Consider the following 20374-nt stretch of genomic DNA (forward strand, 5'->3'; position numbering starts at 1 on the left):
GACATGGGTGAGCGGCGCACGTCCTCGTATGGCGTTCGGTAACCTCGTAGTCCGCAGAAAGTCCGCAAGACGTTTGAATCCGTACGAATTCAAACGGACCAGAACGCGTAGAAACCCGCGGAAAATCAAGGGTATTGCAGCGATGTGGAACTCGATGCATTCAGCATCAAAGTTCCGCTTCAACGTCTGATTCCGCACCCGAAAGGACCCCCGTGACCGAGATCCGGTACTTCGAGCCCGAGGACCGCCGCATTCCGTTCGTCGAGGAGGGTGACGGTCCCGTCAAGCTCGTGCTCGTGCCCGAGCGGGGTCAGGATGCCCTCGGCGTGGTCGGCCACTACCTCGCCGAGGAGGCGGGGTTCCACGTCGTGCGCATCGGCTATCGCGCCGGGTCCGGAGGGAAGTTGCCGGCGGGCCAGCACGCCGACGACGTCATCGCGGTCCTCGACCACCTGGGCTGGGATCACGCCTGGATCGGTGGGCACGGTTTCGGCGGCACCGTCGCCCGCGAGGCGGTCGGAGCCCACTCGGATCGGGCGAACGGACTGCTGCTGCTCGGCGTCGAGGACGTCGACATCCCGTTGGCGCCGGTCATCCCCGTGCTCATCGTCCAGGGGGCGGACGACGACGTGAACTCCCCGGCCGACGGCGAGCGGCTGCAGGCGACCGCCCCCGAGCGAGCGAGCGTGAAGACCCTGGCGGGTCACGGTCACCTCTTCCCGTCCTCCGATCCCATCGAGACCGCGACGATCATCGAGGAGTACCTGGACTGGGACTGACCTCCTGGGTGCCGATGACGGAGAGAAGCCGCAGCTTCTCGTAACTGTCCGTCCCCGGGGTGGCGGTCAGCACGAGCAGCGTCTGCCCCTGCTCGGGGTCGATGAGGAACTGGCACTGCAGGTCCATCACCCCGACCTCCGGATGCTGCAGCCGCTTCTCGCGCGCATGGGTTGAGCGCACCTCGTGATCGGCCCAGATCGCGGCGAACTCCGGTGATTCCCGCAGGAGCGCGGCGACCATCGCCCCGGCTCTCGATGACGCGCCGAACTTCGCGTGGACGGTGCGGACGTCGGCCGCGAACGCCCGCGAGTGATGGGCGTGGTCCTCGGCCGGATAGACATCGCGGGCCGAGGCATCCGTGAACCATCGATAGCCCACGCTGCGCGCGAATCCTTCGAAGCGCGTCTCATCGCCGAAGAGTGCGCGCGCGGCGGGGGTCTGCGCGAGCGTCTCTCCGAGTTCCGTCATCACCTGCGCCGGAGTGTCCGAGAGGCGGTCGAGGATACGGAGGAGTCCGGGGGAGACGTGCTCGCTGCGCAGCGCGCGCACCGGTGCGGTGTGTCCGGCCAGGCGGAAGAGGTGGTCCCGCTCCTCGAGCGTGAGGCGCAGCCCGCGGGCGATCGCGGCGAGCATCTGCTCCGACGGCTGGGGGCCGCGGGCCTGCTCGAGGCGGCTGTAGTAGTCGGTGGACATGTCGCAGAGAGCGGCGACCTCCTCGCGCCGGAGTCCCGCCGTCCTCCGGCGCGTCCCTCGGCGCAGCCCGACGTCCTCCGGCTGCAGGGCCTCGCGCCGACGTCGCAGGAAGTCGGCCAGCTGTGCTCTGTCCATCACCCGAGTCTGCGGCATCCCGCTCGCGCCAGCCAGGGACCGTCGATCCTCGCCTCCTCGGTCACGCGGGCACCCGCACGCCGGTGAGCTCCTCCGACAGGCGCCACACCCGCCGCGCATCCTCTTCGCTGCGCAGACGTGAGTACAGCGGCTGCTCGGCGGGCGGTCCGCCGAGATGACGGAATCCCTTCGGACCGTAGAGTCGGCCGCCCTGCGCGTCGGGCGCGGTGGCGGCGAACACGGCCGACAGTGCGGCGCTCTGCGGCGTGCCGACGAAGAGGCCGAGGCGCGACATCGCGCGGATGACCCGGACCGCGGCGGTGTCGTCGGGGCGACCCAGCTCCGGCTGAGCGGACAGCAGGTTGGTCGGGGTGATGCCCGGATGAGAGAGGTTGCTGCGGATGCCCCAGCCCGCGGCATCCGATCGACGCTGCAGCTCCCTGGCGAACAGCCCGAAGGCGATCTTCGAGGAGCTGTAGGCCTTCATCGGATCGTAGTCGTGCTCCCAGTTCGGGTCGTCCCAGTTGACCGCGCCCTGATCGGCGGCGACGCTCACCTGGCTCGTGACGTGCGCACCGGACGCGCGCAGCAGCGGCAGCAGACCGAGCACGAGCGCGAAGTGGCCGAGGTGGTTGGTGCCCAGCTGAAGCTCGAAGCCGTCGGCGGTGAGCTGCCGGGTCGGCGGGGTCATGACGCCGGCATTCGCGATGAGCATGTGGATCGGGGTGCCGCCGGAGCGGAGCGATTCGGTGAGGGCGGTGACGGACTCGAGCGACGACAGATCCAGCGGCAGGAGGCGGATGTCGGCGCCCGGCGTGCGTTCCCGGATGAGCGCCCGCGCGGACTCTCCCTTCTGCCGGTTGCGCACCGGCATGAGGATGTCCGCGCCGGCGCGGGCGAGCCGGGCGGCGATCTCGAGGCCTACGCCGTCGCTCGCGCCCGTGATGAGCGCGGTGCGGCCGGAGAGGTCGGGGACGGGGATGTCGATCGTGCGCGGCATGGGTTCTCCTCGAGGTGGTGGTGCGCGTGTCGTCCTCGATCCTGCGCGGGTTGCGGCGACCTATTCAGGGCGGGTTCATCCAGGGACCGGCGGTCCCTGGCTTCGTCGGCGGAGCGGGCGGTGCCGATGTCGTCGGGGATCGGTAGCGTGCAGGGATGCCGATCTCACCGACCGTTCGCGACTGGCTGCTCGACTCCGACCCGGCCCTCCGATGGCAGGTCGAGCGCGACCTTCTGGGCGCTCCGCCCGCACGGTGGCAGGCGACGCGGGCTCGCGTGACGGAGGAGGGGTACGGGGCGCGACTGCTCGCCGAGCAGGATCCCGACGGGCAATGGGCCGGCGGCTCGTTCTTTCCCGCCGGTTTCTTCGACAGCGATGAGCCGAACCAGCCCGGCCAGCCGTGGATCGCCACGACGTGGGTGCTGCGCGACCTCCGGGAGTGGGGGGCGGATGCCGCGGCCCTGTCCGACACGGCCGCTCGGCTGGACGCGAACAGCAGGTGGGACTACGACGATCTCCCGTACTGGGGCGGCGAGGTCGACGTCTGCATCAACGCGTACACCCTGGCCACGGGGGCGTGGCTCGGTGCCGATGTCGCCGCGCTCGCCGTCTGGTTCCCCGAGCACCAGCTGGCCGACGGCGGGTGGAACTGCGAGGCCGAGGAGGGCGACTCGGTGCGGTCGTCGTTCCACTCGACCCTCAACGCGCTGCGCGGTCTGCTCCAGTACGAGCAGCTCACCGCAGACACGAGCCTGCGTGATGCGCGGCGCCGCGGCGAGGAGTACCTGCTGACGCGGCGCCTGCTGTACCGGGCGAGCACCGGAGAGCGCGTGGGGCCCTTCGTCGATCGATTCGTCTACCCGAACCGTCATCGCTACAGCGCCCTTGTTGCGCTCGACTACTTCCGAGAAGCCGCGCTGCACGACGGCATCGCTCCCGACCCGCGCTTGGCCGACGCCGTCGAGGTCGTGCGTGCCGCCCGTCAGCCCGACGGGCGCTGGCTGCAGACGACGCCGCTCGCGGGGCGCACGTGGTTCGACGTCGATGTGCCCGAGGGGGAGCCCTCGAAGTGGCTGACGCTCTTCGCTTCCCGCGTGCTCGTCTGGTGGGATGCCGCCTCTCCGCGGAAGTCCTGATCGCCGACGTCAGTCCGGCGACGGGCCGACGACCTCGCGACCGAGCAGCGTCGCGCCCGCGACCGCGGCCGGCATGGTGACCACGGCGCCGAGCGGGACGAGGAAGCAGAGCTGCGTCGCGACACCGAATCCGAGCATCCGTCCGCGGTGCCTGCGCATGAGCGCCTTGCGTTCGCGCGGCAGCAGTCCACGGGCCACGAACGCGCGCGAGGTCAGCTCGTCGGCCAGCAGCCAACCCGTGAAGGTCACCGCGAAGACCGTGCTGAGGATGCCGCCGACGGCGGGGATGAGGGCGATGAGCGTCGCCGCCAGCGCGACCCCGATGCCCCGCACGACCAGCCACAGCCCGTCGCCGACCGATCGCCAGAATCCGTACCGTGCCTCGGCGACCGTCGTTCCGGCGTCGGACTCCACCGTTCGCCAGATGCGCTCGTAGAACGGGTCGCCGACGATCAGCGTCAGCGCGGTGAATGACACCGCGACCAGCACGAGGGCGGCGGCGAACAGTGCGGTGCCGACGGTCACGCGGATCACGGTCGCCCAGATCCCTGGCCAGTCGTCGGCGAAGGGGGTGAGCGCGTCGGTGACGGAAGGGAGGAACACGCCGAGCGAGATGAGGCCGGCGAGGAAGACGACGCCCACGATCGCCGCGGGGACGAGGCCCAGGGCCATCAGCCCCGGCCGCGAGCGCCAGAACGCGAACCCGTGCGCGAGCAGGGCTGCTCCTCGGACGAACTCGCGCACCCGATCAGCCTAGACGCGGTCTCGCGGTCTCCCCGCTGGCATGTGCCATATCGGCTGCGGCGAGACGCTGCCCAGAGTCCGGCTCGACAGCGAATCACGCGGGCAGATCGCTACCGGCGGAGCGTCGCAGACGGGTGCTCGCCGAAAGTCGCGGCGTACTGCTGCGCGAATCGACCCGGATGCGCGAAGCCCCATCGCAACGCGACATCCCGCACCGATAGTCGAGGTGCCGGCGCCGCGAGCAGCTCCTCGCGCGCGAGGCCCAGACGGAACTGCCGCAGGTACTGCATCGGCGTCATGTCGTACGCGCGACGGAACGCCGACTGCAGCGAGCGTGTCGTCGTCGCCGAGGCGATCGCGATGTCACCCACGGTGATCGGTTCGTGCGCGTGCGCCTCCATGAACGCGACCGCGAGGCGCACGCGACGCGATTGGATGCCGCGGTCCGGCTGTCGATCCAGCTCGACGAGCGGGAACGAACTCAGGATGGAGACGACGGCGTGGCGCCGAACTTGAGCCCGGACGAGCGCGGAGTCCCGCACCGAGGACTGCGCCATCATCGTCTCGAGGCTGGCGAGGGCCTCGGCCACGAGTCCGGGGTGGCGCCGGCGGGTGTTGACTCCCTCGGCGCGGAAGACTTCGTCCCGGCTGCCGCTCAAGGACTCGGCGACATCCTGCACGTACGCGGCATCCAGCTTCACGGTGCGGATGTGAGCGCTGGTGAACTCCACGCGCAGCTCCACGCCCGGCGGAATCATGAAGGGGACCGAACCGATGCCCCGCTCCTCCCCGACCCGCCACCGATGCGAACCCCGCACCGCGTGGGCGATCACCACGTCGTCGAACGACTCCGCTCCCGAGCGGCACCGGCCTTCGAACCGCAGCGCGGCGACCGAGACGGTGTCGTCCTCGGCGGCGGACATCCCGTAGCCGAACCGACGGTCGGATGTCGCGGCGAAATCCACCGTGGTCGAGTACAGCTCCGTGATCGACTCCCGCGCTTCGGCGGGACTGGCCGTCCGTGCGGACTGCCACCGCACGACCCCGGACGTCACGAGCGACCGCCCGTCGGACGCGCTCGACGTGAGCGGCGGGCAGGCCACGGGGTGGTCGAGGGAAGGCGAGGGCGGCGCGCGGGGACGGGCGCGATGTCGAGGTGCGGCACGGGGACTCCGGGTGATGCTGCGGGCAAGCACGATAGAGTCCGTCGGGAATCGGGATCCGTCCAGGGGATTGACTTCGGATTTTCAGACCTGTATGGGGGTTCCGAACCCTCAGTCCCACGTGCGGGACGGGCGGCCCTCTGGCGGCCTTGACACGCGCGCCCGTGCCCGGTTACAAGAGGGACGTGCCTCCGTCGATCAGTACGTCCCTGTCCGCCTCGGAGCAGGATGCCGCCACCGCGGCCGCGCGGGCCGTCGAGCGCCTGCGGCTCGCCGAGGCCAGACTCGCCCGCCGGCGCCAGGCCCAGTGCGGCCCGAGTGAGACGGCCCGTGCCGCCACCCGCTACATCCTGGAGAAGTCCGATGCGGGCGAGCATGTGACCCCTACCCAGATCGCCGACCACCTCGGGATCTCTGCGGCCTCGGTCACGAGCATCCTCGATCGCCTGCACAGCGGCGGTCTGATCTCGTTCCAGCGCAATCCGGACGACGGACGCTCGAAGCGCGTCGTGCCCGTGGACCGATCGGCCGACCTCGAGGACATCGACCCGCTGGCTGCGCGCATCCGGGACCTCGCGAGCCGCCTCGGCGCTCAGGAGGCCGAGCATCTGGCGCGCTTCCTGGAGGAGATCGCCGACGAGGTCGATGAGGAGTGCACCTGACCCCGCTCAGATCTGCGGTTCGGCGGTCTCGAGCGGCGCCGCGGTCTCGGGTTCGGGAACGATTCGCAGGCCGTGCGCGCTGTTCGCCTCGCGCATGAGAGCGTCGATCCAGCCCCGATTGATGGCGGGCGGTCGTCCGCCGTAGAAGTGGAAGACGATCGGGACGGCCGGGTGCACCCACATGCTGCGCGTGCCGGTGTGCTCGCTGTAGTGGAAGAGAAAGGGCTCGGCGCGGCGCAGCTTGTTCATGAAGACGACGCGCAGGTGCGCCAGAACGCGGTCGTCCATCTCGAACGCCTGTCCGTCGCTGCCGTAGAGGAGTCTTCCCACGGGAGGAAGGGTACTGCGCCGCCGCGCACACGCTGATTCCGGTTCGCCTGCCTAACCATCTGAGGGTTGTCCAGGGGTTTCCTCTGAGGTCGCTCGCCGCGTATACAGGGGACATGCCCGACGACGTCATCGATATCTCGCCGATCACGCCCGAGGACGCCGGTGAGGCGCTGACCCTCCAGCGCGCCGCTTTCGTGCAGGAGGCGCTGATCTACAACAGCGTCCAGATGCCGCCGCTGACCCAGACCCTCGAGGAATTGCGCGCCGAGCTCGCCGAGAACGTCGGCTGCGTCGCGCGGGAGGCCGGGCGCATGCTGGGCGTCGTCCGTGCCCGCGCCGACGGCGAGCTCCTGCTCATCGGCCGGCTCGCGATCGCGCCGGACGTGCAGGGCCGGGGCATCGGCTCTCGCCTGCTCGACGCGGTCGAGGAGCGGGGCCGGGATGCCGGATGCCTCGAGGCCGAGCTCTTCACGGGGTCGCTGAGTGAGGCGAACCTGCGCCTCTACGAGCGTGCGGGCTACCGCGAGTCCAGTCGGGTCGAGGGCGACGACGGCATCGAGCAGGTGTTCCTCCGCAAGGCCCTGACCTGACGCGCGATGTCGGAACCCGGTGCCAGGATGTGGTCATGCCGGAGTCGCCCGAGGTGCAGTCGCTCGTCGAGTTCCTCGGGCGGCGCGCCGCCGGCCGTCGCATCGCCGACGTCGACATCCTCGAGTTCCGCACGGTGAAGACGCGTCAGTCGCCGCCGTCCACGCTGTCGGGGCGCGAGATCACCGCGGCGCGTCGCTTCGGCAAGCATGTCGCGCTCGACGTGGGCGAGGACGCGGCGCTCGTCGTCTCGCTCGGACGCCACGGCTGGATGCGGTGGCGCGACGCCACCGACGACACGCCCGCGGCCGACGCCTCGGCCACCGACGCCCCACCCGCGTTGGCGGAGCTTCGGTTGGACGGAGGCGAGACGGTGGAGATGACGGATGCCGGAACGTGGGTGTCCCTCGGCCTCTTCGTCGTCGACGACCCGATCGCCGTGCCGGCGATCGCGAAGCTCGGACCCGACCCGGCGGATCCGGCATTCTCTCGGGCGGACCTCGTCGCCGCGCTCGGCGGCCGCCGCAAGCAGGTGAAGGCGATCCTTCAGGAGCAGGAGTCGCTCGCCGGGATCGGGAACGCCTACTCCGACGAGATCCTGCACGCCGCCCGCATCTCACCGGTGGCGCACGCCGCAGCACTGGACGACGATGCGGTGGATCGCCTCCATCGCGCGACGGTCGAGACCGTGAGGGGAGCGATCGACGCGCGGCGCGGCATCCCCATCGACGAACTGAAAGCCGCCAAGGTCGCCGCGATGCGTGTCCACGGTCGCGGCGGAGAGCCGTGCCCCGTCTGCGGCGACACCGTGCGGGATTTCTCGTTCGCGAGCACCACCGCGCAGTACTGTCCGACGTGTCAGACGGGCGGTGTGGTGCTATGACGCCGTGGAATCCCGCGCGTGCGTGCGCGGGTAGCATGGCGTCATGACGACTTCGCAGACTCCCACTCCCGCGACCCTCCAGCCCGTCACCGATGACAAGAACCTCCTCACGGTGGTCGAGTCGGCGGGTTCGTGCTGCGGCGGCGGCAGCTGCAGCACCGTCTGAATCGTCGACGGCGGGGCGAGGGGCTGACCCACCGATGACCGACGATCAGCTGTACATCACGCCGCGCGTCGCGCGGGTCCTCATGACCGAGGAGGCCATCTACGGTCTCATCCTCGTCTCCGGCATGATCGTCGTCAGCGCGGGGGGCGGGTCGTGGGGCGCGTTCGTCACGGTGCTCGTCACGGTGCTCGTGTTCTACGCCGCTCACGTGTACGCCGGCACCCTCGGGCGCCTCGCGGCGACGGAGGGGCAGGGCGGACTTCGCGCGAGCATCCGCGCGGCGGCCCGTCAGTCGTCCGGCATGGTGCTTGCGGCGGTCGCGCCCCTCCTGGTCCTCCTCCTGGGCACGACGCGCGTGATCGAGGACGCGACCTCGCTGTGGATCGCGCTGATCGTGAACACCGTGATCCTCGGCGCCCTCGGATGGGCGGCGGTCGCGAAGTGGAGCACCCACTGGTGGCCGCGCCTCCTGAGCGCCGTCTTCACCGCCGCTTTCGGCGGCGTGCTGATCCTGCTCAAGGCGTTCATCCACCACTGAGGCCGGTGACCGCGAGCGCGAGCGCGATGGGGTCAGGTCTCGAGCGGCGACAGCAGGGCGGCGGTGAGCTTGGGCGACAGGCCGGGGACCTCGTCGACGGGCACCGCAAGCGCCAGCAGCGCGCGGCTGAGGAAATTGCGCGCAGCAGCCGCCAGGGTGATGTCGACGATCTGCCGATCCGTGAAACCGGCGACGCGCAGGCGCTCGGAGTCGGCATCGGTCATCTCCCGGGGATTGCGCGACAGTCGCGCAGCGAAGTCGACCACGGCGAGGTCCGCGTCGCTCAGGCCGGCGTCGCCGGGATCGCGGACGAGCCGCTCGAGCTGCTCTTCATCCATCAGGTCCGCGCGCAGCGTCTTGCGACCGTGTGCGAGGAGGCAGTGCGGCGATCCGATCGCGCGGGCGGCCCCGAGCGTCGCGAGTTCGTACGTGCGGACCCCGATCGACGGGATGACGGCACCCAGAAGGGCTTCGAACGCCTGATGCGCCTCAGGGTTGACGGCCATCGCCCGCGTGTGGGCGTAAACAAGGCCGTCGGCTTCGAGATCGTCGCTGTACATCTTCGCGACGTGGCCGGTGGCCGAGTCCGGGTTCGGGGTGTCCACGATCATGTGCGCCTCCGTCCGCGGCGGTTGTCTGCTCGCCGTGGACACCAGAATCGCGGATGCCCCGCCCCACGTCGAGGGGGCGGGGCATCCGCGTCGCCGTGCCCGGGAGTCAGTGCCCTGCCGGCGCGCCCATCGGCTCGTCGGCCGGCTTGCGGATCAGGAACGCTCCGACGAGCAGCGGGAGCGAGAGGAACGCCGCGGTGAGGAACGCGGCGTGCGTGCCCGCGGAGCCGGCGGCGACCTCGCTCGCGCCGGCCTCGGACGCCGCCGAGGACGCTGCGGCCATCACCCCGAACATGAGGGCGATGCCGGCCGCGCCCGCCACCTGCTGAGCGGTACCCACGACCGCCGAGCCGTAAGAGTAGAAGCGCGGCTGGAGCGATGCGAGCGAGGCGGTGAACAGCGGCGTGAACGACAGGGCGAGCCCCAGCGAGAGCACCGTCTGCGCGATCGCGACGATCCACACCGGAGTCTCGGTGCCGAACGTCGTGTACACCCACAGCATCGCGCTCGTGATGATCGCGCCGGGGACGAGCAGCACGGTCGTGCCGCGGCGGTCGTAGATGCGGCCGATGAGAGGACCGGCGAGGCCCATGGCGAGCGCACCCGGGAGCACGACCAGCCCGGCGGTGAGCGGGTCGGCCCCGAGGACGTTCTGCAGGTACAGCGGAACGACGGTGATCGCGCCGAAGAACGCCATCGACATGATCACCATCTGCCCCATCGAGAGCGAGAAGTTGGTGCTGCGGAAGACCCGCAGGTCGAGCAGCGCGTCGTCGGTGCGCTGGAGCACGACCTGACGCCAGCCGAAGAGGCCGAGCGCCACCACGGCGACGGACAGGGCCACGACGAGCGTCGTGGTGGACGCGGCGGTCGCGGCGGCGGCCTCCGCCCCGCCCCCGTGGCCACCCGCGCCCAGCTGGCTCAGCCCGAACACGAGCCCGCCGAAGCCGAGCGCGGAGAGGATCACCGACGTCACATCGATCGGGGCGTGGGTGGTCTCGCCGAGGTTGTGGATCCAGCGGGCGCCGACGAACAGGGCCACGACGGCGATCGGGAGCACGAGGCCGAAGATCCAGCGCCACTCGAAGGTGTTCAGGATCGCACCGGCCAGCGTCGGGCCGATCGCCGGGGCGAGCGAGATGACGATGCTGACGCGACCCATCATGCGGCCCCGGATGGCGGCCGGCACGACGGTCATCAGAGTGGTCATCAGCAGCGGCATCATGATCGCCGTGCCCGAGGCCTGCACCACCCGCGCGATGAGCAGCACGGGGAATCCCGGCGAGAGGAACGCGACCAGGGTGCCGAGGGAGAACAGTCCCATTGCGGCGATGAACATCGCGCGCGTGGTGAATCGCCGCAGGAGGAATCCGGTGATCGGGATGACCACGGCCATCGTCAGCATGAACGCGGTGGTGAGCCACTGCGCCGACAGCGCGGTGATGCCCAGATCGGTGATGAGGTGGGGGATCGCCACGCCCATCGTGGTCTCGTTGAGGATCGCGACGAACGCCGCGGCCAGCAGGAGCCAGATGACGCGGCTCTCGCGGGGGCCGAGCGTCGGGGTCGATGCGGCGGCGGGGATGCCGACGCTGCCGGTGGCGGGCTGCATGTCGGTGGCGGCCATAGGTCGTCTCCTCGGGAAGGTCGATCGGATTGGGCGAGGGCGGATCGCCGCGCGGAGCGCGGGGATCGGCGATGCGGAGATGCGGTGCGACGGCCGTGCCGAAGACGGCGAACCATCACGATAACTGCGGGGTCCGACACGGCATTCCCGCGGGGGCCGGATCGCTCCGGCTTCTCACTCGGGGAGGGTCCGGGCGAGAACGGACGCTAGTTCTCGAGCGTCTCCTCCGACGCGGGGCGGTCCCACTTCTCGGAGCCGATCGCGTCGGTCGGGCGAGGTGCGGGCTCGCGTTCCTCCACGCCGGAGGGAAGCGGGTTGAGCAGCTCCTCCTGGGGGATCGACTTCAGCTCGTCGATCTCCGCCCGCAGCGCCGCGAGGTCGGAGCCGTCGTGCGCAGGGGTTTCGGGAGTCGAAGTCATGGCGCAATCCTAGCCCTCACGTCCGCCGCCGTCAGTAGTCTCGATCGGGTGAGCATGCGCGGCGGCGGTGGTGGCGGCGGGGGGCACCCGGGCTTCCGCGGCGTCGACATCGAGGCGCAGAAGAAGCTCAACGCGGCCGCACCGGCGATCCCGCATCTCGGGCGCCGCGTGGTCGCCCTCTTCCGTCCCTACACGTGGTCCCTCGTCTTCACCGCGGTGCTCGTCGTCGTGGGCGCGGGCGTCGCTGTGATCCCCCCGCTCATCGTCCAGCGCATCTTCGACGACGCCCTCTTCCCGACCGACGGCTCGCCGCCCGACCTCCCGCTCCTGTGGCGGCTGGTGACCGTCATGGTCGTGCTGTTCCTCTTCTCTGCGGCGCTGGGCGTCGTCCAGACGTGGTTCACCTCGACGATCGGCAACCGGGTCACGGGCGATCTGCGGGTGCAGCTGTTCGATCACCTCCAGCGCATGGAACTCGCGTTCTTCACCCGCACCAAGACGGGCGTCATCCAGTCGCGCCTCCAGAACGACGTCGGCGGCGTCTCGGGCGTGCTCACCAACACGTTCACGAGCATCCTCGGCAACGTCGTGACCGTCATCGCCTCGCTCGTGGCGATGATCATCATCGACTGGCGCCTCACCCTGATCGCGGTCGTCCTCATGCCGATCCTCGTGATCGTGCAGCGGCGGGTCGGACAGGTCCGGGCGCGGATCGCGGGGGAGACCCAGGAATCGCTGTCGGAGCTCACCGCGATCACGCAGGAGACGCTGAGCGTGTCGGGCATCCTGCTCTCCAAGTCGTTCAACCGGCAGCGCGCGGAATCCGCGCGCTTCGCGGAGGAGAACCGCAACCAGGTGCGCCTGCAGGTGCGCCGCGCGATGAGCGGACAGGGGTTCTTCGCGGTGGTGCAGGTGCTCATGGCGAGCGTCCCCGCCGTGATCTACCTGGTGTCCGGCTACTTCATCACGGGCGGCGACGCCGTGATCACCGCCGGCACCATCGTCGCCTTCACCACCGTGCAGGCCCGTCTGCTGATGCCCCTCATGGGGCTCATGCGCGTCAGTCTCGACGTGCAGACCTCCGCCGCCCTGTTCGCGCGGATCTTCGAGTACCTCGACCTGCGGCCCGCGATCAGCGATGTCCCCGACGCCGTTCCGGTCGGCGCCGCGCCAGGGCCGCTCGGGCGGATCGAGTTCCGCGACGTCGTCTTCCGGTACCCGGATTCCGCCCCCGATAGCCGCCCGACGCTGCGGGGAGTGACCTTCACGGCCGAGCCCGGCCAGCACGTGGCGTTCGTCGGGCCGTCGGGAGCGGGCAAGACGACCGTGCTCTACCTCACTCCGCGCCTGTACGAGGCATCCGGCGGAACCGTGCTCTTCGCGGGGGAGGACGTACGGCTGCTCCAGCAGGAGTCGATCATCGATCAGATCGGGATCGTGTCGCAGGAGACCTACCTCTTCCACGCGACCATCCGCGAGAACCTCCGCTACGCCAAGCCCGACGCGACCGACGCCGAGCTCGAGGCGGCGTGCCGCGCGGCCAACATCCACCACGTCATCGAGGGCTTCGAGCGGGGCTACGACACGGTCGTGGGGGAGCGCGGCTATCGCCTCTCCGGCGGTGAGAAGCAGCGCATCGCGATCGCGCGCGTTCTGTTGAAGGATCCACCGGTGCTCCTGCTCGACGAGGCCACGTCGGCGCTGGACACGGTCTCCGAACGCGTCGTCCAGGACGCGCTGGATGCCGCGGCCCGGGGCCGCACGACGCTGTCGATCGCCCATCGGCTTTCGACCGTCATCGCCGCCGACGTCATCCATGTGATCGAGGCAGGTCGCATCGTGGAGTCCGGAACGCACGCGGAGCTGATCGATCGCGGCGGGCTCTACGCCGAGCTCGCGGCGCAGCAGCTCGCCGCGTCGCGGATCCTCGACGCGGAGGCGTCCGAACTCGCCGGCGACCACCCGGACCGCCGGGCCGACCGCCCGCCCGCCGAGCCGCCCCTCCGCCTTCCCGTGGCACCTCCCGTCGAGCCGTGGGTCCCCACGCCCGAGGTGCCCGGCACCTGACTGGCCACTACCAGCCGAGCGCGCCGGCCAGGCCGCGTGCCGGGTCAGACACGTCCATGCCCGGGCGCGCGGCGAGAGCACGGATGAAGTCGCCCAGCGCGCGGCGGTATTCGTCGTCCGGGTGGGTGCGGGCGATGTCGACGAGCGGGGGCAGGTCCATCGACGCGATCAGGCGGACGCGGGCGTCCGCCGCCGTGCGATGGCCCGCGGCATCCAGCACCGCGATGCCGCCGGCGAGCGCCTCGAGGTAGTCGCGGAGGACCGGGAGCTCGGATCTGTGCTGCGTGATCGACGATCCGTCGGCTCGCTCGCGCCACTGGACCACCACGTCGGGGATCGTGTCGAACGCCCGCGCGCGGGTGTACATCTCCTGCGCGACGACCTGGTCCTCGTACGCCTTGCCGACGGGGAACCGCAGCCCTTCCCGCCGCCACAGGTCGAGCCGGCTCACCTTCGACCACGCGACGATGTTGCCGGATGCCTCGGGGTGGGCGTCGAGGTCGGTTCCGATCCGCTCGGGATCCGTGGCCGCGGCGACCCACGGCTGCACCGGACCGGGCGTGTAGCCGCCGCCGGGATCGGGGCGAAGACGGACGTAGGCTCCCACCGCGAAGTCGCTGCCGCTGCGCTCCAGGGTCGACACCAGTCGCTCGAGGGCGCGCGGGGCGAACCGGTCGTCGGCGTCGAGGAAGCCCACGTAGGGGGTCTGGACGAGGTCGAGCCCGGCGTTGCGCGCCGCGCCGAGCCCCGATCGCACCCGCTGGCGCACGACGCGAAATCGCGGATCGTCGGCGGCCGCGCGGTCGAAGATGTCTGCCGTGGTGTCGGTGGACGCGTCGTCGACGAGGATCGCGGTCCACGAGCCGAGCGTCTGCGCGCGAAGGGACGCGAGGGCCTCGTCGGCGTACGGGCCGACGTCGAAGCCCGGCACGATCACGGTCACGACGGGCGCGGGCGGCGGGGTCACCCGCCCGATCGTACCGCCGCGACGGATGCCGCGACCGCCGCCGCCACCGCGTCGAGCGGTTCCGCGAGCGACGTGGGGAAGGTGAAGCGCACGGCCGTCCGCGCGAGGTCGGGGTCGACTCCCATCGCGACGAGGACGTGCGAGGGCTCGTCGCTGCCGGCGGCGCAGGCCGACCCGCTCGACGACACGATCCCGCGACGCTCCAGCTCCAGCAGCACGGCCTCGCCGGAGGTGCCCGCGAAGGTGAAGCTGGCGGTGCCCGGCAGACGTTGCACCGCATCGCCGGTGAGGGCCGCGGTCGGCACTGCCGCGAGGACCCGCTCGATGAACCGGTCCCGCAGCGCGCTCACGCGCGTGGACGCCTCAGCTCTTCCGGCCTCGGCGAGCTCCAGCGCGGTGGCGAGCCCCACGGCGCCGGCGACGTCCTCGGTCCCGCTGCGGCGCCCCCGCTCCTGTCCGCCGCCGTGCAGCAGCGGCTCGAGCGGGATGCGGCCGCGGACCGCGAGCACGCCGGTGCCCTTCGGTGCGCCGAGCTTGTGACCGGCGAGCGAGACGGCGTCGGCGCCGAGCACGGCGGCGGACAGCGGCAGCCAGCCGGCCGCCTGGACGGCGTCGACGTGGATCGGCACGCCGCGCTCGCGGGCCACGGCGGCGATGGCGGGGACGTCCTGGACGGTGCCGACCTCGTTGTTGGCGTACCCGATGCTCACCAGCGCGGTGTCGTCGCGGAGGACGGCGGCGACGGCATCCGGAGCCACGCGGCCGACGGAATCCACCGCGACGAGGTCGACGTCGAAGCCGTGCAGGCGCCGCAGGTAGTCCGCGGATCCGAGGATCGACTCGTGCTCGATCGCGGTCGTGACGACTCGCCGCGCCCCGCGCTGCTGGGCGCGGCCCAGCGCGATCCCCTTGACGGCGAGATTGTCGGCCTCGGTGCCGCCGGACGTGAAGATCACGTCGCCGGTGCGGAATCCCAGCACGCTCGCGACCCGAGCGCGGGCATCGGCCAGAGCCGAGGCCGCGTCCTCGCCCACGGTGTGATGGCTGGAGGGATTGCCGAACCGCCGGGTGAGGAAGGGCATCATCGCGTCGAGGACCTCCGGGCGCACCGGTGCAGTGGCCGCGTTGTCGAGGTAGAGCATGCCCATGGGCGGTCTCACGCGTCGATGCGGATGTCGAGGCCGAGGTCGAGTGCTCGCGCGGAGTGCGTGAGCGCGCCGACGGAGATGACGTCGACGCCGGTCTCGGCGATCGCGCGCACGGTCTCGAGCGACACACCGCCCGACGCCTCGACCGTCGCGCGCCCCGCGACCGTCTCCACGCCGGTGCGCAGGTCGTCGAGCGAGAAGTTGTCGAGCATGATCGTGCCGACCCCTGCGGCGAGCACGGACTCGATCTGTTCGAGCCGGTCGACTTCGACCTCGAGGTGCGCGGTGTGGGGGAGCCTGTCCTTGGCGGCTCGCAGCGCCGCCGTCACGGTGGATCCCCACTCTCCCGGCGCGGTGGCCGCGAGGACGGCGAGGTGGTTGTCCTTGGCCATGACGGCGTCCGAGAGCGACCAGCGGTGGTTGCGGCCCCCGCCGTCCCGGACGGCCCGGCGCTCGAACGCCCGGAGACCGGGCGTCGTCTTGCGCGTGTCGGCGATGCGGGCGCCGGTGTGGGCGACCTCGGCGACATACCGGGCGGTGAGGGTGGCGATCCCCGACATCCGCTGGACGAAATTGAGCCCGACCCGCTCGGCGGTGAGCACGCCGCGCGCGGGTCCCGTGGCGACGGCGAGCACGTCGCCGGGCTCGAACGGTCGTCCGTCCTCGACCCGGAGGTCGACGTCGATGCGCGGGTCGGTCAGCCGGAACGCCGCCGCGAACACCTCCCCGCCGCTGAGGAGCCCGCGCTCCCGGGCGACGAGGTCGGCGCGCGCGTGCGCCGTCTCGGCGATCAGGTATTCGCTCGTGAGATCGCCCCACGGGGCGTCTTCCTCGAGCGCGGCCGAGACGACCCGGTCGATGAGGGCGCGGGTCAGCATGCGACCACCTCGGCGTGCGCGTGGCCCGTCGCCGCGCTCTGCGGACGGTCATCCGCTCGAAAATGGGCGCCGGCCGATCCGGAACGGGCGCGGGCCGCGGCGACGAGGGCGCCGGCGACGAGCAGCAGGTTCTCGTCCTCGAACTCCGCCTCGGTCCGCGGCGTGCGCGGAACGGCCCGCCAGGCCGCGAGCACGGCCGCCGCGTGCGCCAGCCCCTCCTCGTCGCGGACGAGTCCCGCGTGGTCCCACATCAGCTCCTGCAGCGCGTAGCGCGTGAACGGCGGCGCGTCGGCAGGGACCGCGGGAGCCGTGGCGTGCGCCGCGGACTCCTCCGAACTCGCCGATCCGTCAGGCCCGGTCGGCCAGATTCCGGATGCCGCGTCCGCCGCGATCGCGTCGCCCGCACGAGCCCCGAACACGGCGCCCTCGAGAAGCGAGTTCGACGCCAGCCGGTTGGCCCCGTGGACGCCGGTGCGCGCGACCTCGCCGACCGCGTAGAGGCCCGGGAGGGTCGTGCGCCCGTGAAGGTCGGTCGTCACGCCACCCATCAGGTAGTGGGCGGCCGGCGTCACGGGGATGGGCTCCCGGGCCCAGTCCCATCCGCGCGCACGCACGGCCTGGTCGATCGTGGGGAAGCGCCGGGAGAGGAACGCGGCGCGGTCCGCCTCGTCGACGCCCCCCGCCGTGAGGTGCGTCGTGTCGAGGAGCACCGGTCGGCCGCCCTGTCGCTCCATGCGGTCGGCGATGGCGCGGGCGACGACGTCGCGGGGCGCCAGTTCGCCGTCCGGGTGGGCATCGAAAGCGAACCGGCGCCCCTCCTCGTCGATGAGCGTCGCGCCTTCGCCGCGCACGGCCTCCGACACCAGGAAGGCGTCGCGGCCACCGGGATCCGCAGCGTCCTCGCGCCCCGGCAGCACGGTGGGATGGAACTGGAAGAACTCGAGGTCGCGCACGTCCACGCCGGCGCGGAGGGCGGCAGCGATCCCGTCGCCCGTGGCGACCGCGGGGTTCGTGGAGTGGGCGTAGAGCTCGCCCGCTCCTCCGGTGGCGAGCACCACCGCGTCGGCAGTGAGCTCCTCGCGCGATCCGGCGACGGCGGGTGCGGCATCCGTGGCCTGCCGGTCGCCGATCAGGAGCTCGACGCCGCGGACGCGTCCTTCTTCCACGATCAGGTCGACGAGGAAGGCGTGCTCGATGACGCGCACGCGGCTCGCGCGGAGGCGGGCGACCAGCGCCCGCTCGATCGCCGTTCCGGTGGCGTCGCCCCCGGAGTGGAGGATGCGCGGATACGAATGCGCGGCCTCCAGGCCCTTGACGAACTCGCCCCGCGCGTCGCGGTCGAAGGCGACGCCGAGCGCGATCAGCTCGCGGATGCGGGCAGGGCCCTCCTCGACGAGCACGCGCACGGCTGCCGGGTCGCCGAGGCCGGCCCCCGCCACGAGCGTGTCGTGGATGTGGTCCTCCACGCGGTCGTCGTGGAACATGACCCCGGCGATCCCGCCCTGGGCATAGCGCGTGTTGGCGTGCTCGAGCACGTCCTTCGTCACCAGCGTGACGCGGCAGCCGCCCTCGACGGCGTGCAGCGCGACTGTGAGCCCCGCGATCCCGCTGCCCACTACGACGACGTGGACCTGCGCCTTCACGACGCGTTCTCCCAGTCCGCGGCGGGCGCGGCCGGCGGCTTGGCCGCGAGCATGCGCTCGAGCGCGAGGCGTGCGGGGTCGGCGACGTCCTGCGGCACGACGATCCGGTTGCGGGTCTCGCCCGCGACGAGTCCTTCGAGGACCCACGCGAGGTACCCGGGGTGGATGCGGTACATCGTCGAGCAGGGGCACACGACCGGGTCGAGGCAGAAGATCTCGTGCTGCGGGTGGGCGGCCGCGAGGCGCTGGACCAGATTCACCTCGGTCCCGATCGCGAAGGTGGCCGGCTCGGCCGCCGCCTCGATCGCGCGGCGGATGTAGTCCGTGGAGCCGGACTCGTCCGCGGCATCCACGACGTCCATCGGGCACTCCGGATGCACGATCACCCGCACGCCGGGGTGCTCGGCGCGCGCCCGCTCGATCTGGTCGACGGTGAACCTGCGGTGGACGGAGCAGAAGCCGTGCCACAGGATCACGCGCGCGTCCTCGAGCTCCGTGGCGGATGCCCCGCCGAGCGGCTTGCGCGGGTTCCACATCGGCATCTGCTCGAGGGGGACCCCCATCGCCTTGGCGGTGTTGCGACCGAGGTGCTGGTCGGGGAAGAAGAGCACGCGGCGCCCGCGCGCGAACGCCCACTCCAGCACGGTGCGGGCATTCGACGAGGTGCACACGATGCCGCCGTGTCGGCCGACGAATCCCTTGATCGCGGCCGAGGAGTTCATGTAGGTGACCGGGATCACCGGCACGAGCCCGTCGGGGTCGACGGCCTCCATGTCGCCGTACACGTCGGCGAGCTGCTCCCAGCACTCCTCGACCTGGTCGATGTCGGCCATGTCGGCCATCGAGCAGCCGGCGGCGAGGTTCGGCAGGATGACGGCCTGCTCCGGGCGGGAGAGGAGATCGGCGGTCTCGGCCATGAAGTGCACGCCGCAGAAGACGATCGCCTCGGCATCGGGATGCTCCAGCGCCGCGTTCGCGAGCTGGAACGAGTCGCCGACGTAGTCGGCGTGAACGATCACCTCCTCGCGCTGGTAGAAGTGGCCGAGCACCACGACGCGGTCGCCCAGCGTCGCCTTCGCGGCCCGGATGCGCCGTGCGAGCTCTTCCTCCGAGGCCTCGCGGTACTCGTGGGGCAGCTCGCCCTGTCGGGGCGCGCCGGTCGGGATGACGTCCCCCATCGACGATCCGGGACCGTAGCCGGGTCGCGCGTCGAAGTCCCACGGCCCGGCCGCGAGGTCGGTGTTGCACGTCTCAGCCGTGGACGCGCCTGCGACGATCGCCTGGATCGCGTGGTCGACCGAGGCGTCGATCGGCGGGTGGGGCTGCAGGGTGAGGTTGACGGCGGACATGGCGGTCTCTTTCACTGGCGGACGCCGAGCGGGCCGCGATCGGCGAGCTCGACATCCTGGTTGTAGCGGTACAGGCGGGCCGGTCGGTGGCTGCCGGTGCGGAAGCGGTCGGTGGGGATGAGGGTGCCCGAGTTCTCCACTTGGCGGCGGAAGTTCGCGGGATCGAGGCGGCGGTCGAGGATCGACTCGTAGACCTCGCGCAGCTCGGCGAGCGTGAACTCGTCGGCCAGGAGGCCGTGCGCGATGCGGCTGTAGCCGACCTTGTTGCGCAGCCGCCACAGCGCGTACTCGACGATGTCGTTGTGGTCGAACGCCAGAGCGGGCAGCGAGGCGGCATCGAACCACTGAACGTTCTCGACGCTGTCGTCCGACGCTTCGTCGGGCCGGATGAGCGCCCAGTACACGATCGATACGACGCGGGTGGGGGAGCGGTCGACGGCTCCGAACGCGTAGAGCTGCTCGAGATAGCTCGGCGAGAGTCCCGTGGTCTCGGCGAGGGTGCGGGATGCTGCGGCATCCAGTCCTTCGGCGACGTCGAGCCATCCGCCCGGAAGCGCCCACTGCCCTTCGTGGGGATCGCGCGTGCGCCGGACGAGCGGCAGCGCCACGCGGGGTGCGTCGGCTCCCGGGAGCCGACGCAGGGTGAAGATCACGGTCGACACGGCGACCCGCGTGACGTCGACGGATGCGTCGGCGGAGCGGGGATCGAGTGTGCTGGTTCTGGTCATGGTGACTATTACCTCGCATCCATCTTAGTGTCACCATGACACGAAGGGCAAACTGCGGCCGTCACACAGGTTCGATGCGTACGCTGGCCTCTCCCCGGACGAGGGGGCGGGAGCCGAGA

At 71.3% G+C, this 20374-nt stretch carries 22 protein-coding genes; 8 read left to right on the forward strand and 14 right to left on the reverse strand.

The window, feature by feature from the left end; translation table 11 throughout:
• Positions 1–212: 212 nt before the first annotated feature.
• Positions 213–779 (forward strand): alpha/beta fold hydrolase, encoded by a 567-nt coding sequence (locus ACFQ0P_RS12295; RefSeq protein WP_204978970.1) that lies wholly within the window; start codon positions 213–215, stop codon positions 777–779.
• On the opposite strand, the gene ACFQ0P_RS12300 is transcribed toward ACFQ0P_RS12295, so the two are convergent.
• Positions 751–1608, reverse strand: a complete 858-nt coding sequence (locus ACFQ0P_RS12300; protein WP_204978971.1) for a helix-turn-helix transcriptional regulator — start codon at positions 1606–1608, stop codon at positions 751–753. The genes ACFQ0P_RS12295 and ACFQ0P_RS12300 overlap by 29 nt on opposite strands.
• A gap of 61 nt (positions 1609–1669) precedes the next feature.
• A complete protein-coding gene (locus tag ACFQ0P_RS12305; RefSeq protein ID WP_204978972.1) occupies positions 1670–2608 on the reverse strand; it encodes an SDR family oxidoreductase in 939 nt (312 codons plus the stop codon).
• A gap of 155 nt (positions 2609–2763) precedes the next feature.
• On the opposite strand from ACFQ0P_RS12305, the gene ACFQ0P_RS12310 reads away from it, so the two are divergent.
• Positions 2764–3744, forward strand: coding sequence for a squalene cyclase (locus tag ACFQ0P_RS12310; RefSeq protein WP_204978973.1), 981 nt, complete (start codon positions 2764–2766; stop codon positions 3742–3744).
• Positions 3745–3753: 9 nt separating this feature from the next.
• Here ACFQ0P_RS12310 and ACFQ0P_RS12315 read toward each other — a convergent pair whose 3' ends face one another.
• Both ACFQ0P_RS12315 and ACFQ0P_RS12320 read right to left on the reverse strand, forming a co-directional pair.
• Positions 3754–4488 (reverse strand): EI24 domain-containing protein, encoded by a 735-nt coding sequence (locus tag ACFQ0P_RS12315; protein ID WP_378772296.1) that lies wholly within the window; start codon positions 4486–4488, stop codon positions 3754–3756.
• Positions 4489–4598: 110 nt separating this feature from the next.
• Positions 4599–5591, reverse strand: coding sequence for an AraC family transcriptional regulator (locus ACFQ0P_RS12320; RefSeq protein WP_378772299.1), 993 nt, complete (start codon positions 5589–5591; stop codon positions 4599–4601).
• 245 nt (positions 5592–5836) lie between these two features.
• Here ACFQ0P_RS12320 and ACFQ0P_RS12325 point away from each other — a divergent pair, with 245 nt between their 5' ends.
• Positions 5837–6313, forward strand: coding sequence for a MarR family winged helix-turn-helix transcriptional regulator (locus ACFQ0P_RS12325; RefSeq protein ID WP_204978974.1), 477 nt, complete (start codon positions 5837–5839; stop codon positions 6311–6313).
• A 6-nt stretch (positions 6314–6319) separates the two neighbouring features.
• On the opposite strand, the gene ACFQ0P_RS12330 is transcribed toward ACFQ0P_RS12325, so the two are convergent.
• The gene (locus ACFQ0P_RS12330) at positions 6320–6643 is read right to left on the reverse strand and encodes a DUF7882 family protein (RefSeq protein WP_204978975.1); all 324 of its coding nucleotides are present in this window, start codon (positions 6641–6643) and stop codon (positions 6320–6322) included.
• Between the two features lie 113 nt (positions 6644–6756).
• On the opposite strand from ACFQ0P_RS12330, the gene ACFQ0P_RS12335 reads away from it, so the two are divergent.
• The 4 genes from ACFQ0P_RS12335 to ACFQ0P_RS12350 are packed head-to-tail and all read left to right on the forward strand — an operon-like array spanning position 6757 to position 8818.
• Positions 6757–7233 (forward strand): GNAT family N-acetyltransferase, encoded by a 477-nt coding sequence (locus ACFQ0P_RS12335; RefSeq protein ID WP_204978976.1) that lies wholly within the window; start codon positions 6757–6759, stop codon positions 7231–7233.
• A 35-nt stretch (positions 7234–7268) separates the two neighbouring features.
• Positions 7269–8114, forward strand: a complete 846-nt coding sequence (locus ACFQ0P_RS12340) for a DNA-formamidopyrimidine glycosylase family protein (RefSeq protein ID WP_204978977.1) — start codon at positions 7269–7271, stop codon at positions 8112–8114.
• A 43-nt stretch (positions 8115–8157) separates the two neighbouring features.
• Positions 8158–8280 carry a hypothetical protein gene (locus tag ACFQ0P_RS12345; protein WP_378772302.1) on the forward strand — a complete coding sequence of 41 codons (123 nt, stop codon included), beginning with the start codon at positions 8158–8160 and terminating at the stop codon, positions 8278–8280.
• A gap of 34 nt (positions 8281–8314) precedes the next feature.
• Complete coding sequence (locus ACFQ0P_RS12350; RefSeq protein ID WP_204978978.1) at positions 8315–8818, forward strand: hypothetical protein; 504 nt, start codon at positions 8315–8317, stop codon at positions 8816–8818.
• A gap of 32 nt (positions 8819–8850) precedes the next feature.
• Here the strand turns inward: ACFQ0P_RS12350 and ACFQ0P_RS12355 are convergent, their stop codons facing one another.
• The 3 genes from ACFQ0P_RS12355 to ACFQ0P_RS12365 all read right to left on the reverse strand — a co-directional run bounded on the left by ACFQ0P_RS12355 (position 8851) and on the right by ACFQ0P_RS12365 (position 11475).
• On the reverse strand, positions 8851–9429 hold the full coding sequence (locus ACFQ0P_RS12355) for a carboxymuconolactone decarboxylase family protein (protein WP_204978979.1): 579 nt from the start codon (positions 9427–9429) through the stop codon (positions 8851–8853).
• A 106-nt stretch (positions 9430–9535) separates the two neighbouring features.
• Entirely contained in the window at positions 9536–11056 is a 1521-nt protein-coding gene (locus ACFQ0P_RS12360) for a DHA2 family efflux MFS transporter permease subunit (protein WP_204978980.1), read from the reverse strand.
• 206 nt (positions 11057–11262) lie between these two features.
• Complete coding sequence (locus tag ACFQ0P_RS12365) at positions 11263–11475, reverse strand: hypothetical protein (RefSeq protein WP_204978981.1); 213 nt, start codon at positions 11473–11475, stop codon at positions 11263–11265.
• A gap of 54 nt (positions 11476–11529) precedes the next feature.
• Here ACFQ0P_RS12365 and ACFQ0P_RS12370 point away from each other — a divergent pair, with 54 nt between their 5' ends.
• On the forward strand, positions 11530–13542 hold the full coding sequence (locus ACFQ0P_RS12370) for an ABC transporter ATP-binding protein (protein ID WP_204981391.1): 2013 nt from the start codon (positions 11530–11532) through the stop codon (positions 13540–13542).
• A 7-nt stretch (positions 13543–13549) separates the two neighbouring features.
• Here ACFQ0P_RS12370 and ACFQ0P_RS12375 read toward each other — a convergent pair whose 3' ends face one another.
• From ACFQ0P_RS12375 to ACFQ0P_RS12400, 6 genes are read right to left on the reverse strand one after another with little or no spacing between them, the layout of a single operon-like run.
• Positions 13550–14509 carry a glycosyltransferase gene (locus tag ACFQ0P_RS12375; protein WP_204978982.1) on the reverse strand — a complete coding sequence of 320 codons (960 nt, stop codon included), beginning with the start codon at positions 14507–14509 and terminating at the stop codon, positions 13550–13552.
• Positions 14506–15651 carry a cysteine desulfurase family protein gene (locus tag ACFQ0P_RS12380; RefSeq protein ID WP_204981393.1) on the reverse strand — a complete coding sequence of 382 codons (1146 nt, stop codon included), beginning with the start codon at positions 15649–15651 and terminating at the stop codon, positions 14506–14508. Before ACFQ0P_RS12380 ends, ACFQ0P_RS12375 begins: the two co-directional genes overlap by 4 nt.
• A gap of 14 nt (positions 15652–15665) precedes the next feature.
• Positions 15666–16535, reverse strand: a complete 870-nt coding sequence (gene nadC, locus ACFQ0P_RS12385) for a carboxylating nicotinate-nucleotide diphosphorylase (protein ID WP_204978983.1) — start codon at positions 16533–16535, stop codon at positions 15666–15668.
• Positions 16529–18178 (reverse strand): L-aspartate oxidase, encoded by a 1650-nt coding sequence (gene nadB / locus ACFQ0P_RS12390; RefSeq protein WP_204978984.1) that lies wholly within the window; start codon positions 18176–18178, stop codon positions 16529–16531. The genes nadC and nadB overlap by 7 nt, the downstream gene beginning before the upstream one ends.
• Positions 18175–19527, reverse strand: a complete 1353-nt coding sequence (nadA, locus tag ACFQ0P_RS12395; RefSeq protein WP_204978985.1) for a quinolinate synthase NadA — start codon at positions 19525–19527, stop codon at positions 18175–18177. Before nadA ends, nadB begins: the two co-directional genes overlap by 4 nt.
• A gap of 11 nt (positions 19528–19538) precedes the next feature.
• A complete protein-coding gene (locus ACFQ0P_RS12400; protein WP_204978986.1) occupies positions 19539–20255 on the reverse strand; it encodes an NUDIX hydrolase in 717 nt (238 codons plus the stop codon).
• Positions 20256–20374 lie beyond the last annotated feature (119 nt).

This window comes from Microbacterium insulae (assembly GCF_042677065.1).
Classification (GTDB): domain Bacteria; phylum Actinomycetota; class Actinomycetes; order Actinomycetales; family Microbacteriaceae; genus Microbacterium; species Microbacterium insulae.